General features: G+C 61.6%; 13 protein-coding genes. 5 read left to right on the forward strand and 8 right to left on the reverse strand.

Annotation, left to right across the window (positions count from 1 at the left end; all coding sequences use genetic code 11):
* Positions 1–231: 231 nt before the first annotated feature.
* On the forward strand, positions 232–1,380 hold the full coding sequence (locus ACIPZB_RS14980) for an aminotransferase class V-fold PLP-dependent enzyme (RefSeq protein ID WP_400641089.1): 1,149 nt from the start codon (positions 232–234) through the stop codon (positions 1,378–1,380).
* A 168-nt stretch (positions 1,381–1,548) separates the two neighbouring features.
* Here ACIPZB_RS14980 and ACIPZB_RS14985 read toward each other — a convergent pair whose 3' ends face one another.
* Positions 1,549–3,930, reverse strand: coding sequence for a TonB-dependent siderophore receptor (locus ACIPZB_RS14985; RefSeq protein ID WP_400641091.1), 2,382 nt, complete (start codon positions 3,928–3,930; stop codon positions 1,549–1,551).
* A 364-nt stretch (positions 3,931–4,294) separates the two neighbouring features.
* Entirely contained in the window at positions 4,295–5,263 is a 969-nt protein-coding gene (locus ACIPZB_RS14990; protein WP_400641093.1) for a FecR family protein, read from the reverse strand.
* 362 nt (positions 5,264–5,625) lie between these two features.
* Between ACIPZB_RS14990 and ACIPZB_RS14995 the strand changes: the two genes are divergently transcribed.
* Positions 5,626–6,144, forward strand: a complete 519-nt coding sequence (locus ACIPZB_RS14995; protein ID WP_400641095.1) for an RNA polymerase factor sigma-70 — start codon at positions 5,626–5,628, stop codon at positions 6,142–6,144.
* A 270-nt stretch (positions 6,145–6,414) separates the two neighbouring features.
* Here ACIPZB_RS14995 and ACIPZB_RS15000 read toward each other — a convergent pair whose 3' ends face one another.
* Positions 6,415–7,548: a PepSY-associated TM helix domain-containing protein gene (locus ACIPZB_RS15000; protein ID WP_400641097.1), complete on the reverse strand. Its 1,134-nt coding sequence runs from the start codon at positions 7,546–7,548 to the stop codon at positions 6,415–6,417.
* Positions 7,549–7,936: 388 nt separating this feature from the next.
* Complete coding sequence (locus ACIPZB_RS15005; protein WP_400641099.1) at positions 7,937–8,923, reverse strand: hypothetical protein; 987 nt, start codon at positions 8,921–8,923, stop codon at positions 7,937–7,939.
* Between the two features lie 91 nt (positions 8,924–9,014).
* Here ACIPZB_RS15005 and ACIPZB_RS15010 point away from each other — a divergent pair, with 91 nt between their 5' ends.
* Both ACIPZB_RS15010 and ACIPZB_RS15015 read left to right on the forward strand, forming a co-directional pair.
* Entirely contained in the window at positions 9,015–9,308 is a 294-nt protein-coding gene (locus ACIPZB_RS15010) for a hypothetical protein (RefSeq protein WP_400641101.1), read from the forward strand.
* Between the two features lie 78 nt (positions 9,309–9,386).
* A complete protein-coding gene (locus ACIPZB_RS15015; RefSeq protein WP_400641103.1) occupies positions 9,387–9,677 on the forward strand; it encodes a YceK/YidQ family lipoprotein in 291 nt (96 codons plus the stop codon).
* Positions 9,678–9,942: 265 nt separating this feature from the next.
* Here the strand turns inward: ACIPZB_RS15015 and ACIPZB_RS15020 are convergent, their stop codons facing one another.
* The 4 genes from ACIPZB_RS15020 to ACIPZB_RS15035 form a co-directional block, all read right to left on the reverse strand.
* Positions 9,943–10,902 (reverse strand): zinc-binding alcohol dehydrogenase family protein, encoded by a 960-nt coding sequence (locus tag ACIPZB_RS15020; RefSeq protein ID WP_400641105.1) that lies wholly within the window; start codon positions 10,900–10,902, stop codon positions 9,943–9,945.
* A gap of 149 nt (positions 10,903–11,051) precedes the next feature.
* Positions 11,052–11,714, reverse strand: a complete 663-nt coding sequence (locus ACIPZB_RS15025; protein ID WP_400641107.1) for a hypothetical protein — start codon at positions 11,712–11,714, stop codon at positions 11,052–11,054.
* A gap of 97 nt (positions 11,715–11,811) precedes the next feature.
* Positions 11,812–12,003 carry a DUF1289 domain-containing protein gene (locus ACIPZB_RS15030; RefSeq protein WP_016394824.1) on the reverse strand — a complete coding sequence of 64 codons (192 nt, stop codon included), beginning with the start codon at positions 12,001–12,003 and terminating at the stop codon, positions 11,812–11,814.
* A 262-nt stretch (positions 12,004–12,265) separates the two neighbouring features.
* Positions 12,266–13,441 carry an MFS transporter gene (locus tag ACIPZB_RS15035; protein ID WP_400641110.1) on the reverse strand — a complete coding sequence of 392 codons (1,176 nt, stop codon included), beginning with the start codon at positions 13,439–13,441 and terminating at the stop codon, positions 12,266–12,268.
* A 207-nt stretch (positions 13,442–13,648) separates the two neighbouring features.
* Here ACIPZB_RS15035 and ACIPZB_RS15040 point away from each other — a divergent pair, with 207 nt between their 5' ends.
* Positions 13,649–14,104, forward strand: coding sequence for a GNAT family N-acetyltransferase (locus ACIPZB_RS15040; RefSeq protein ID WP_400641112.1), 456 nt, complete (start codon positions 13,649–13,651; stop codon positions 14,102–14,104).
* The last annotated feature ends 5 nt before the right edge of the window (positions 14,105–14,109 follow it).

The raw sequence follows: 14,109 nt of genomic DNA on the forward strand, positions 1-14,109 counted from the left end.
CTTTTGTCAGTGCCGGCCTCATCGCCGGCAAGCCGGCTCCCACAGAAGTATCACCAGCCGCCAGGCTAGCGCTGTGCCTGTGGGAGCCGGGCTTGCCGGCGATGGGCCGCGAAGCGGCCCCAACATCCAGATGTCTGACAGAAGCCGCAATCAGTCTCGAGCAATCTTGTCATTTCCCAAGGCTCGGGACAGGGTCTATACCACTGACATCCCTGCCAAAGGAACCACCCCATGTCAAAGCTATATCCCAGTATTGATCCTGAGGGGCTGGTCGAGTATTCGGTGGTCTACACCGACCGCTCGCTCAACCACATGTCGCAGTCATTCCAAAGCGTGATGAACAACATTTCCGCAACACTGAAACAGGTCTACAACGCCCAGGCTGTTGCGGTAGTCCCGGGCAGCGGCACATTCGGCATGGAAGCGGTAGCGCGCCAGTTTGCCACCGACCAGCAATGCCTGGTGATACGAAACGGCTGGTTCAGTTATCGCTGGAGCCAGATCCTTGAGATGGGCAACATCCCGGCGGCCACCACGGTGCTGAAAGCCCGCCCGATCGACACAGGTCGCCAGGCTGCCTTCGCACCACCCCCTCTGGACGAAGTGCTGGCAGCCATTGAGGAGCAGAAGCCGCAGGTTGTCTTCGTCCCCCACGTTGAAACCTCATCAGGGATCATCCTGCCCGATGACTACCTGCGGGCCGTCGGCGACGCCGTGCATGCGGCGGGTGGCCTGTTCGTGCTGGACTGTATCGCTTCAGGCGCGCTTTGGGTTGATATGCACAAGTGCGCAGTCGACCTGCTGATCAGCGCGCCGCAGAAAGGCTGGAGCGCCTCCCCCTGTTGCGCCCTGGTGATGCTCAGTGCTTTGGCCCTCGAGCGCATCGAGCAGACGCAAAGCAGCAGCTTCGCTTGCGACCTGAAAAAGTGGCTTCAGATCATGCAGGCCTACGAACAGGGCGGACATGCCTACCATGCAACGATGCCCAGCGATTCCCTCGCGCGATTCAACGAAGTGATGAAAGAGATGCAAGCTTATGGTTTCGAAAAGCTCCGCGGCGAACAACAGCTCTTGGGCGATCGGGTGCGCGCAATGTTGACCGGCAAAGGCATCAAAAGCGTGGCCGCAGCCGGCTTTCAAGCTCCTGGCGTAGTGGTGAGCTACACCGATGATGCCGGCATCAGGAGCGGCAAGAAATTTGCCGACCACGGCCTGCAGATCGCCGCCGGAGTGCCGTTGCAATGCGACGAGCCGGCCGACTTCCAGACCTTCCGCATCGGTCTGTTCGGACTCGAAAAGCTGCACAATATCGAGCGCACGGTCAGCACCCTCGAGCAGGCTCTGGACGAGGTGATGGCAAACAATGTTTTGCCAACCTAGTGAAAGAGGCAGAAGGAACCCTGGACGTGGGAGCGGCCTTACGCCGCAAACGGCAAAAAGCGGCCCCGACGATAGCTGCATTCTCGCAGGCTTCGTGGAGCCGCTGCATAGCCTGTAGCGACACAAGGCCGCTCCCGCAGAAGCACACGCGCATTCGCGGCAAGTGGTTTACCAGTTGTAGGTAACGGTCCCGTACACTGTACGCTGCTGCCCATATTGGCAACCCATGTTGCTGAAGCATCCGGCCACGTAGTCCTCGTCGAACAGGTTGGTGGCGTTCAGCGAGACCTCCATGCCGTCCAGCGACCTGTCCACCTTGCCCAGACTGTATGCAACCAGTGCGTCGACGACGCTGTAGCTGTCGACCTTGAAGCTGTTGGCCGTGTCGCCGTAGGTGCTACCCACATAGCGGGCACCTGCGCCCAGGCGCAAGCCGTCCATCAGACCGCCCTGAAAGGTGTAGTCACCCCAGATCGAGGCCATGTGCTCGGGGGTGCGAAACGGCGTGTTGCCCTTGTTGCCAGCCTCCGACTTGGTCACCTCGACATCGTTCCAGGTGTAGCTGCCAATCACATTGAAACCCTTGGCAATCTCGGTCTTGCCCTCCAGCTCCACGCCCCGGGAGCGTACCTCGCCTTCCTGGCGGGAGAAACCGTTGATGTTCTCGGTGGCGTTCTGCTTGGTCAGGTCGAACACCGCCACGGTGTACAGGCTGTTGGAACCTGGGGGTTCGTACTTCACACCCACTTCGTACTGCTTGCCGATCTCGGGGTCGAGTTGCGAATTGTCGGCCGTTACGCCCATGACCGGCAGGAACGACTCGCTGTAGCTGGCATACGGGGCGATGCCGTTGTCGAACAGATAGACGATACCGGCGCGGCCGCTGAACTTCTCGTCCTTCTGGGTCTGCGGCTCACGGTCGTCCTTCTGGTTGCTGGCCCAGTCATAGCGGCCCCCAAGCAGGAATACCCACTTGTCCACCTTCAGTTGATCCTGCAGGTACAGGCCGGTCTGCGACAGCTTCTGCTCGTAGCTGGCCTGGCTGAACGGGATGAAGCTCAGCGGCTGGTTGTTGTTGGGGTTGAACACATCGAAGGTACCGTTGATCAGGCTCAGCGCCTGGTCCTGATCGAACTTGCCATTGTTGTAGTCCACGCCGGTCAGCAACGTATGCTCCACGGCGCCGGTGGCGAAGTTTGCCTGCACCTGGTTGTCCATGGTGAACAGGCGGCCGTCGCCCTTGCGCTCGTCTGCATAGCGCATGTATTCGTCGCCCACCGGCATGAGCAGGGCGATTTCTGCGCTGGACTGGCGGTAGTCGCTGTAGCGCACGTTCTGGCGCAGGGTCCAGACCTCGTCCAGATTGTGCTCGAATACATAGCCCAGCGAGGTTTTCTCGTTGGTCATGTAGTCGAAGGCAGTGTCGCCGACGTAGGTGTCACGGTCGAGGCGGCCGCGCGGGTCATGGAATACTGTGCCTTGGGCCGGCAACGGGTTGGCGAAGTTGCCGGTCTGCTTCTGGTATTCGGCCAGCACGGTCAGCTCAGTGTCGGCGCTGGGCCGGAAGCTGACGGCCGGGGCCAGGTACTCGCGGCGGTTGGTGATGTGGTCGGCCTGTGCATCGGCCTCGCGGAACAGGCCGGTCAGACGGTAGCTCCACACACCCTCCTCGTCCAGCGCGTCACCCAGGTCGAAGGCTGCCTGTTGGTAGTCGTGGTTGCCCGCCTGCAGTTGCACCTGGCGCAGTGGCTCGGTGGTCGGCCGCTTGCTCACCAGGTTGATCTGGCCACCAGGATCGGAGGCGCCGTACAGTACCGAGCTGGCCCCGCGCAGCACTTCGATGCGCTCCAGCCCATAAGGCTCGGGGGCATCCCAACCGAGGAAGTCCGGCAGAAAGGTACGCGTGCCGTCGCGCAGCATTCGTCCGGTGCCCTGCTGGAAGCCGCGGATGGTCAACTGGTCGGTAACGAACTGTGGGCCGGCCAGCTCGGCGTTGATGCCTGGGGTGTAGCGCAGGGCCTGGGCCACGGTCTTGGGCTGCTGGGCCTGGATCTGTTCACGGGTCACCACTGATACCGAATAGGGCGTCTCAAGTATCGGCGTGTCGGTCTTGGTGCCGGCCGAGGCGCGCTTGGCCACGTAGCCGTCGTCCGGAGACACCGAACTGTAGGCCTGGCCAGAGATGCTGGTGCTCGGCAGCATCATCGCCGCGTCGCCGCCGCCGCTGCCCTGCAAAGTCACGTGGTTGCCTTCGATGCGATAGGCGATCGAGGTGCCCTGCAGCAGTTGGCGCAGAGCCTCCTCCGGCTCCATCTGTCCCGACACTCCGCGGCTGCGCAGACCCGACACGGTGTCCTGACTGTAGATGATCTGCAGGTTGGCCTGGTTGCCAAGGTCGTTCAGCGCCGAGGCCAGTGGTTTGGTCGGGATGTCGATGCGCAGAGGCTCTGCCTTGGCCGGCAACGCTGCGGTAATGACCAGCCCCAAGGTGGCGGCGGCGATGGATCGGCGCAGCCGCTGTGCCGGTTGATTCAACAAGAAGGCGCTCATGATGCTCCTGATCATTATGGTTATGTTGGCAAGTTGATGGGGGGCTGACGCCTGGCCAGGACAGCCCACGCAGCGCTGCAGGAGCAACGGCAGCGCTCGCGCAGGCAACGAAGTTGGGCAGCGAAGCGACGGGTCAGGGCACACCTGACCTGGGGCAGATCATGCAGGCTGGATGTTCGGGAAGCGCTCATCGTCGCGGGTTCCAGGCGGTTGTTGCCTAGATGACGAATGAGGTTTTCTTTTGTTCAGAAGATTATCTGAGATGGCTGTTAGCGATATGGCGCTGAGCAGAAAAGGCCCAGAGGGCGACGTTTCGAAGATAGCGCCATGATTGTTTTGCAGGGGCCCGTCGCAATCTAGGGTCTCAGCGCGACGAAATCATGATCACGCCATCACCTCGGCGCAGCTTCACCGGCAATACCCGTGGTAGGGCATCAACCAGCTGGGCAAGGTCGCGGGTGTCGTAGATGCCGCCGAAGCGCAACTCGCCGGCCGCGCTGCTGGCGTCCAGCTGAAGCGGCACATCAAGGTAGCGATTGATCTGCGGCAGGGCGTCGCGCAGGCTGATGTCGTCAAGTATCAGCTTGCCGCTGCGCCAGGCCTGTGCCCGGGACGGATCGGTGCGACCCAACTGCGGCATGCCCCCATGACGCACCGATGCCTGCATGCCGGCGGTGAGCTCAGCGCCCTGATTGTGCCCCTCGCCGTCGTCAATGCGAGACACCAGCACGGTGCCCTCGGTAACGGTCACGGTAGTCTGCGCCTGCGCGGTCCACACGTTGAAATGAGTGCCAGTGACCCGCACGCGGGCATTGTCGGTGCTGATCAGGAAGGGCCTGTCGAGGTCGCGGCGCACGTCGAAGTAGGCCTCTCCATCGTGCAGCAGCACCTCGCGTTGGTCGCGGTAACCCAGGTACAACAAGCCAGTGCGGCGGTTCAGCTCCACCTCGCTATAGTCCGGCAACTGCACCTGGCGCCGGTTTTCCTCTGCCATGTAGTAACGCACGCTGCCCGGCAGCACACCCCAGGACCAGCCTGCGGACCAGGCACCTGCCACAGCCAGCAGTAACACTGCGGCCCTCGCAAGCCACGCAGTCGGCCGGCGCCGACGGCCAGACAATGCCACTGGCGTGGCGATACGCGCAGGCAACTGTTCGCTGACCTGCCACACGCGACACATCTTCCGGTACTCCTGGGCATGCACCGGGTCGGCATCATACCAGCGCAGGAACTCGGCGCGGTCGGCATCGGTGCACTCATCAAGATGCAAGCGCACGCACCAGTCGGCGGCCATTTCGGCGGGTGTGTGCGGGGCTTGGGAAGGGATTGGCATGTACGGCTGGAAGTGAAGAAAATTTCGTCAAGCTTACTCCATGTCACTGCCTTTTTGTGACCTGCTTGCCCACTTCTGCGATTTTCAAGAATCAGCCGGATGGCGTGTGTCGCTTCGCCTGCCAAGCCGCCATCGCAGGCCCAGCGCTCATCTGATGTCCTGTCCTTGGCGGTTGACAGCTTCTAGCACTGATGCCCGAGGGCAATGCTTGACGACGATGAGTGCGAAGTAACTTCCGTAGACCGGCTTCTGTCCGTTTATGGATGCAGTGCGTGATAAGCGGAGAGTTGTTGCAAACAATTCTTAGTAATACTAAATTCTCCGGCCTTGCTACCAGACCTCACGAATGGATCAGGTGCCTCATGCAGAAACACGGTGCAGCCCAAAATGGGCCCACTTTGCTAGACGTGTTCTTTGAGCAGCGTTCGCGCCTGATCGGGCTTGCCGCGAAGATCATCGGCTGCCGCAGCCATGCCGAAGACATTGTTCACGAGGCGTTCATGAAAGTGGACGATGCTGCCGAAGCGGAGCAGATCCACTCCCAGGCGTCCTACCTGACGCGGGTGGTCCGCAACCTGTCGATCGACCATTACCGCCGGCGCCAGTTCGAGGAGCGGCTGATGCGCCAAGACGTCGACAGCTGCGAGTCGCCGGTCATGCTCGGTGAAAGCCCTGAGGCGCTTGTATCGGATCAGCAAGTGCTGGAACGCGTCTCCGGAGCCCTTGCCGACCTACCCGAGCGCACCCGCGACGCTTTCGAGATGTGCCGGATCCATGGAATGACGCAGCGGGAGATCGCCAAGATCCTCGGCGTGTCACCATCGCTGGTAAATGCAATGATTCGCGATGCACTGCAGCATTGCCGGGAGAAGGCGCTGTAGTCATCACAGTATCAAGCGCGAGCAGGAGGGCCGCTCATGGAACCCTCACGGCCGGATGCTAGAAGGGAGCGCGCTGTACTTGGGGCGCTTGATGCCTGAGGCGTTTTTGACGCCACACCCGGACTGCGCCAACAATAATCAGCGGCCCTCCCAGTGCCAGCCAAGACACGACGTCGTACAGCCCATCCCCCAGCAACGCCGACAACAATCCTGACGATGCCAACAGGCCGATCAGCAGCGGCCAGCGAAATATCATCCATAGCCCGCGCCTCATGCCCTTGCCCCCTGCTCTACTGCCGGTTCCGCTCCCGGAACCTGACGGCGGCGCCCCCACCACAGGTAGACGCCGCTGCCCAGGACCACGATGGCGATCACATCGAGCACCGCCCATATGATCTTCAAGGGCAAGCGTCCGTAATCACCGAAATGCAGCGGTTGCGAGATCAGCAGCGCGCGCACATACAGCGGCATGTCACGCATGTCGGTCAGTTGCCCGGTCTGGGCGTCGATCAAAGCTGGCTTGAGCAGCTTCGAGCTCACCGGGGTCTTGCCACGCATGTACACCGCATAATGGTGCTGGCTGCTGAACAGGGTACCGGGAAAAGCGACGAACACCGGCTCCAGTTCAGGTGCCGCGGCCCGCGCCGTTTCTAGTGCCGCGTGCAGCGAGCCGAGTGTTTTCAGCGGCGGCGCGCTCTTGTAGGGAGCGGTCATCTCGGCCAACTGGCCGTTCTGCCACAGTCCAACGATGGGCAGCGCCAAAGTGTTGACCACCCCAGTGACGCCAACCACCATCACCCAAACCAGCGTCACCATGCCCAGTACATTGTGCAGATCGAGCCATTGCAGCCGGCGGCTGCGCCCGGTGCGCACGGTGGCGAACTCCAGCTTGCGCATGAACGGCGTGTAGACCACCACGCCCGACACCAGTGAAGCCACCAAGAACAGTCCCATCGTACCCAGCAGCAAGTAGCCGGGCAGGCCGATGAAAAGATCGGTGTGCAGGCGCAGAACCACGTCCATGAAGCCGGTCTGGGGCGGCTCGGGGGCAAACAGTTGGCCATTGCGCTTGTCGAACAGGTGCACATGACCGTCCAGCGGCGGCGGTACCAAGGTCTTGCCGGTGAATACCGCGCCGTAGGGATCGTCCGGCTCAAGGCCGACAAAGCGCACGACCTCATCCGGACGCGCAGCGAGTGCCCCGGCGATGACCTGGTCGTAATTGATTACCGGAGCATCGGCAGTCAGCGCCTTGGGCGCCGGATGCGGATCGAATACCGATTCGATTTCCTCGTGGAAGATCAGCGGCAGGCCGGTCAAGCACAACAGGAGCAGGAACACGGTACAGACCAGGCTGGTCCATTTGTGCACGAGATACCAGTATTTGAGGGCTTGCCGGGTCATGTGAAGTGATCCTTCAACAATCCATACGCGTCAACGAAGTGCGCAGGGTACCTGCCCGTCCGCAAAGAGCGCCAGTCGATCTGGATGCAATCGGTGATTAAGCTATCTTCCACCAACGGCAACTCTGGGTCGAAAGCAGTCAGTCGAGAGTGGCTGATTTCGATCCATAGCGGCCACCTGCAGAAAGCGCTTTTGTCAGTGCCGGCCACATCGCCGGCACTAGCAACAGCACTTTGCACAGGTGGCCGCTTTGGGCCGATAGTGGTCGGTCGCAATTGACCGCATTCGAACTGAAGCGCATTCGAATCATCATTGGAGCCGTGTATGGCGCTAAGAACATACATAGGTACTCAAGATGCCCTGCCCCATGCCAATACGGGACTGAACCTCAGGGCACCACGATCTCATCGGGATACGGATCGCCCGCCCGGCGACTCGGACGCACGCCCAGCACCTTACCTTCCAGGGTCTGTACTACGGTGTTTCCTCCCTCGATTGGCGACCCGCTACGCCGATCCTGGGCTTGCGCATCCAGGGGCAGGCTGAACAGTAATTGCCCGTGATAACGGCTGACCTGGGTGTTGGCGGGGTAGTAAACAGGGCCGAAGTCGAAGGGATGATTCGAATAGCCCTCCCACGAGTCTCCCTCTCCGTAAGGCCGGTCAAGGATCATGATGAATTCGCGCAGTTCGATACCCTGTACCGTTACCGGCGTTTCGTCGGACCTGGCAACCCACCCAGCGCCGTTGGCGATTACCCTTACCGGCCCAGGCCAGGTGATGCCACCCAGCGCGGTGCCAGGCGCCAGCGTGCATTGATCCAGCCGCCATTGCGAATGCTTGAAGCGCGCGCCAAACGGAAACTCGTACACGACCTGACCTGGCTCGCAGTGCCAGCCTTCCAGTTCATGTGCCGCCAATGTCTTGACCGTCGCTGAGCCATCCCACAATTCAAGACGCCTTACCTCAAGGCCCTTGATGGTGCCGGGCGTGCGGTCGAAGTCGGCGTGCTTGAGACTCTGCAGGCCATATGGAACGGGCTCGCCGGCCAAGTCGTCGAAAGGTTCCAGGTATTGCAAATGGACCTTCGTACCTACTGGTAGCACCAGGTCGCCCACCACTTGCTGCTCCTTCAGCCGAGGGTGGTGGGCTCGCCAATCCTGCCAGAGCCTAAGGGTGGACTCGACGTACGGCAGGCTGCCGGCAGCTAAGAACATCATCAAGAATCCGAACTTCCACCGCCGCGCCAGCATGTAACGACGGCTTGACGGAAACAGCATGGCGATCAGGCCAGCGGCGAAAAGCCAGAGAAAAACCTCGGAAAAAAGGTAGATCATGTAGCCGAGCAACATGAGCGGCATATCGACAGGAATCATGGACGTCCTTGTAAGTCCTGATGCAGTCCGCGCAGAATAAATCAGCTCGCAGTGATGCCCCAAGCTTCATCATGGAAGGAAATCCCCCGGCATGATGCCCGACGACTCTTTACGTTTTACCCGCTGGCTTGCAGGCCTCTCGATCACGACCGTGATCCTGGGCTTGGTTTTGGCGCTCTATGTACTGCAATCGCCAACCACTTCTCCCATCAACATTTCGGGTGTCCTCGCGCTCGGCGTTCTGGGGCTCACCAACCTGATTTCAATGGCGTTGAACGCGGTTTACTGGTTTATCCGCAGGTGGCCGAAATGGCTGCTGGTGACGCTCGTCATTCAGGCCACGCTGGCAGTGGCTGGATTGCTTCCCTTCATTTGGCCAACCTGATTTTGTGGGGTGAATGGTTCCAGGGCGCTCCAATCGAGTTACACGTTCACGGACGAAACCACATCTACAAGGGAATGTATGCCTGCAAAAACTCTGTTGTTTGTCATCGTGTTGTCACTAGGTGGCTGTTTCAGCACCATCGGTCACATGAGTGGGGAGCGCTGCGTTTATTACGGTACTCGCACATCCTGGGCCTGGGCGAATCACCCCGATACGCTGAGCAGTTGGCCAATCCTGATCGATACGCCGTTCTCGTTTGCGCTGGACACCCTCTTGCTGCCTTACGACCTCACAGCGTTCTTGCCTGAAAGCATGGGTGGGGACCGTAGCGAGTGCGTGATCAAGGGAGGGCTGAACGTCATCATGTGATCAGACCGTGGTGACGTACAGCCGACCAAGGCCAGTTGAAGCAATGCTGTCTTTACCGAAAGGCTGCCATGGTGGCCGGACGGTGCGCTGATTCGCTAGGCGCAACGACACGGATCTCGACTGCACTTTTCAGCCTTCAAGGCGACCAGGTGCTATGGCGTCATCTCCATGAAGCCTGGGCCGCGTGAGCCTTCGCAAGGCGGCCCCTTCCCTGGCCTGGTAGGCCTGAATCAGGCGAATACCTTGAAGGCCTCGCCTATTCGGCCTACACGACGAACACGATGCGTTCTGCAGTGCTGCGCTGCCAGGCCGATTCGACCTCGCTCAAGGGCACGGCCTGCGCCTCGACCTTCATCCCGGCCGGCTTGATTGCGTTCAACAGCTGCCCGACCACCTTCACCAAACCTTCGTTGGAGACACTGCCCAGGCCACTGCCGAGCATCTCCAGGCCCGTGCCGCGCAATACGCTGGGGTTCATCGGCAGGGTCGCACCAGCAATCGCGCCAATATTGACGAAGCGCACACGTGGCGCGGCCTCTCGGCTGGTATGACCGCCTAATGCATCGAGGATGCAGGCAGCCGGTTGCCCCCACAGGTAATCCAGCACGATGTCGACGCCCGGCCCGCGAATTTCATCGCGCAACGCAGCGGTCAACGGATCGGCAGGCTGGTCCAGGCAGATGAAGTCGTCCGCGCCCAGTTCGCGCAGTTCTGCTTCCACTGCACGATTGCGTGCAGTCGCCACCACGCGCGAAGCACCCAGGTGCTTGGCCACCTGAATCGCCAGGCGCCCGGACGCACCGGCAGCGCCGTTGATCAACACGCGCTCACCCGGCTTGAACCCTGCCCGCTCCTGCAGCGCCGACCAGGACGACATGCCCGGGTTGGCGATCGCCGCGGCGGTGATGTCATCGATGTCATTCGGTATGGCCACGCAGCAGCGCGCATCCACGGCCACGGTCTCGGCCATGGCGCCGATGGGGGCCCGAGGGAAGGCGAAGTACACGCGAGTGCCGTCCTCAAGCAGGCCGACACCATCGGCACCGGGTACCAACGGCAAGGTCTTGCCACTGCTGTAGTGTTTGCCGCTGGCCTGCGCACGCACCAACTGGCTGAGCGCGGCGGCACGCACCCGCACCAGCACCTCGCCCGCCGCAGCCTGCGGCACGTCGATATCGCCATAGCGTGGGGGTTGGTCGAAGGCGTGGACGATGGCTGCTTTCATGAATGGTCTCCAAGAGTTGCGTCGGCTCGGCATGCTCGAGGATATCGCGCAGCGCGAGTTGGCAAGGATGCCTGGGTGCACATGGTCATGGCCAGTGTTGGTTACGACCAGTCCGCTTGCCAACGCAACGTGGATTTCTCGCTCGCCCTTCACCCCCCTAGCGCAATGATCCCGAACATCAGTGCCGTACCCAGGATCGCAAAGGCCAACCCCGTCGCCATGGGGTAGCCACCCGAGTGACGGGCCAACAGCCAGCCGCAGATGAACAGCAGCGCCAAGGCCACCAGGTTGGAGGCACGCAAGGCCACTGCGGCGTCGTTGGTGAGCAAGAACGGAATCACCACAGGGAAGGTGGCCAGCACCACCAGCGAGAAAACGCCCAGGCTGCCAAGCACATCGACAGGCCCCAAGCGAGGGCGGACCGGCTGGTCGGCATACTCGACCAGACGCTGGCGTAGCATTTCCAGCACCTGCGGGTTCGCTATCACAGCGATGCGGGACGGTAGCGCATCGGCGATCAGCGCTCGCCCTTCCTCTTCGCTGGCGTCGTGCTTCAAGTAGCTCACGAAGTTGCGGTTGCGCGTACGTTCGGTCCAGGTACGCAGTAGGTACATGACCGCGTCGGCGAGCCCCCAGGCCAGGTTGCAACCCAAGGCGGCGTACAGCATGGTCCGCACTTCTTCACGGCCTGCCGTGGCGACGCTCAGCGTGCCTACGAACGTCATCGCCATGAGCAGGCCGAAGATGACTTCGGTGACCCGGTCGACGGGGTCGAGGATTCGATTTCGTTTGTCTTCTCTGGGCTTGGCCATAGTACCCTCGCTGCCGCTCGTCACACGAAAGCCCGACCTTTTGCACCACTACTGACGGCGTACCGAATCAAGGATAGTCGGCGTTACCCGCCGGTGTTCAGCGATGCTTGGCATTCTTCTTGGCAATGGCCTTCATGCGCGTCGCGGCGCGCTGTACGGTGGCCATCTTCTCCGGGCGTTTCATGCCACGCCATTTGCGGATTTCCTCGCGCGTGCGGCCACAGCTGACGCACAGCTCGCTGTTGAGTTGGCACAGTGAAACGCAGGGGTTGTCGATGTCTTTGGCCATGGGCTGCTCCGGTGCGGGGCGCGGATCATAACCCTTTATCGCCTGTTCGGGCCCAATCGCCGGCAAGCCGGCTCCCACAGGTACTCCGCAGGCCTTCAAGTCAGTGCTTATACTGGGGAAACAACTGTCTCGCTCAATTTGTATGAGCTGACCCGCTCCCGCAGGCTTGAAGTCAGTGCTTATCCTGTGGAAACAACGATTCCTGTGGGAGCCGGCTTGCCGGCGATGCAGGCGCCACGGTGCAAGCCAGCGCCCACAAGCCTCAAGCCACCGCCACTGCGCGCCGGCGCCGCCAAGCCAGGCGTGCCACGGTGATCGACCAGTTGGCCAGGGCGATCACCAGCAGCAGTTGCAGCAGCGCAGCCATCCCTGCCTCGACAATGACCTTACCCGCCAGCAGCGGGAAGCCGAACACTCCGATGAAGTACGCCAAGCTGAACAACAGCAACGCCTGCGCGGTCTGCCCGGCCGGTGCTTCGTTTGCCGCCAGCCCGTTGATCACCGAATAGGTCAACCCATAGCCGACCCCCAGCACGATCGCCGCCAGCAAGTACCCGCCAGGGCTCTCCACCCAATACATGAACATCAGCACCGACAGCACGATCAGCGCCGTGAGCACGCACGCCATCACGTAAGGGTCGCGTTTGACGATAAAGCCCGCGACCAGCAGGCGGCACGCGATGACCGCGGACATGAAGCCGATGAAGAACAGCGAGTAGTCCAGGTGCAGGAGCGCGGCATAAGAGGTCTGGAAGCTGGACAGCCCACCAAAGATCGCACCGCCCAACCCGACCATCAGGATGGCGAAGGCGGCCTTGGACGACAGCACCGAACGCGCCGCCACCGGCGTAATTCGGCTCACGGCAACAGCGCGCTGATGCTGTTGTATACGCGGCGCCATCAGCCAGAACATCACACCCCCCAGCACACTGGCCCCGGCCGCGACCACGAAGGCCGCTTCGACCGGATAGCCCAGCGCCTGCGCCACCCGCCCCAACAATGGCCCGGTGCCGATGCCCGTCATCATGCAGCCCGAGAGCAGGGCAAAATACTTCACCCGTCGTTCAGGCTCGATCAGCATGGCCACGATGATCGGTCCGAGGGTATAGAACACCCCCCAGCCAAAACCGAGCAGCAGGCCGAACAGCATCATGGCAACGCCCAGGCCTGGCAGCGCGGCAAAACCCAGGCAGGCTGCAGCGAGAAACACCGCGCCAACGGCCACCGATTTGGCCGCGCCGAGGTGGTCGCTCAGGTGCCCGGAAAAGATCACGGCGAGAAAGGTACTGAGCATGGCCGTGGAGATCACCGAGCCGGCGTCGGCCTCGCTGGCGCCGTGCGCGCGCAAGGTCATCGCCAGGAGAAAGGTGGTGCCATAGGACAGGGACAGCAGGTAGCTGCTCAGGCAGAAGGTGCCAAACAGGCGATTGGAAGACATCGTTGTTCCTTGACGTGCAAGCGGCCGTGAAGCCGGCTTTCCGAGCATTGTTGTTGGAGGTTCGCAAGACGTTCTACCACGGGCTTGCGCAGGCTTGGATATGAAATCGGCGGAGTGAAGCGTGGCAGGCTCATACCTATCGGCCTGCTGCATCGACCCCAGCGTGGCTGCAGTTTATGCTCGGGTCATTTCCCGGAGACCGCCCACGTGCACCCAGCCCCTGCCCTGCGCCGCGCCAACCCTGCCGACGTCGAAGCCATCCGCGTATTGGTCCACGCTGCCTATTCGCCCTATATCGCCAGGATCGGCCAAGCCCCGGCGCCGATGCTGGACGACTACCATCAGGTGATCGAGGACAACGACGTGTTCGTGGCACTGGAGGCCGGGCGCGTTGCCGGCGTGCTGGTGCTGCACCAGGAAGGCAGCGAGATGCTGCTGGTCAATGTCGCGGTGTTACCCGCCTGCAAAGGCAAAGGCCTGGGCAAGGCCCTGATGCAGTTTGGCGAACAACACGCAAGGCAGGCCGGGTGCCGTGCCATCCGCCTGTATACCCATGAGCGCATGAGCGAAAACATCGAGATCTACCAGACACTCGGTTATGTGCAGACCCACAGGGCGCACGAGCACGGTTTCGCCCGGGTGTTCATGCGCAAGCCCCTTTGACGGGG

Source organism: Pseudomonas sp. NPDC089396, from assembly GCF_044749545.1.
Classification (GTDB): Bacteria; Pseudomonadota; Gammaproteobacteria; order Pseudomonadales; family Pseudomonadaceae; genus Aquipseudomonas.

Coding starts and splice junctions, on each gene's coding strand:
- ACIPZB_RS14990 (WP_400641093.1), bottom strand. CDS start 5,263: ATGCCAATCCCTTCCCAAGCCCCGCACACACCCGCCGAAATGGCCGCC.
- ACIPZB_RS15000 (WP_400641097.1), bottom strand. CDS start 7,548: ATGACCCGGCAAGCCCTCAAATACTGGTATCTCGTGCACAAATGGACC.
- ACIPZB_RS15020 (WP_400641105.1), bottom strand. CDS start 10,902: ATGAAAGCAGCCATCGTCCACGCCTTCGACCAACCCCCACGCTATGGC.
- ACIPZB_RS14980 (WP_400641089.1), top strand. CDS start 232: ATGTCAAAGCTATATCCCAGTATTGATCCTGAGGGGCTGGTCGAGTAT.
- ACIPZB_RS15015 (WP_400641103.1), top strand. CDS start 9,387: ATGCCTGCAAAAACTCTGTTGTTTGTCATCGTGTTGTCACTAGGTGGC.
- ACIPZB_RS14995 (WP_400641095.1), top strand. CDS start 5,626: ATGCAGAAACACGGTGCAGCCCAAAATGGGCCCACTTTGCTAGACGTG.
- ACIPZB_RS15005 (WP_400641099.1), bottom strand. CDS start 8,923: ATGATTCCTGTCGATATGCCGCTCATGTTGCTCGGCTACATGATCTAC.
- ACIPZB_RS15035 (WP_400641110.1), bottom strand. CDS start 13,441: ATGTCTTCCAATCGCCTGTTTGGCACCTTCTGCCTGAGCAGCTACCTG.
- ACIPZB_RS14985 (WP_400641091.1), bottom strand. CDS start 3,930: ATGAGCGCCTTCTTGTTGAATCAACCGGCACAGCGGCTGCGCCGATCC.
- ACIPZB_RS15010 (WP_400641101.1), top strand. CDS start 9,015: ATGATGCCCGACGACTCTTTACGTTTTACCCGCTGGCTTGCAGGCCTC.
- ACIPZB_RS15025 (WP_400641107.1), bottom strand. CDS start 11,714: ATGGCCAAGCCCAGAGAAGACAAACGAAATCGAATCCTCGACCCCGTC.
- ACIPZB_RS15030 (WP_016394824.1), bottom strand. CDS start 12,003: ATGGCCAAAGACATCGACAACCCCTGCGTTTCACTGTGCCAACTCAAC.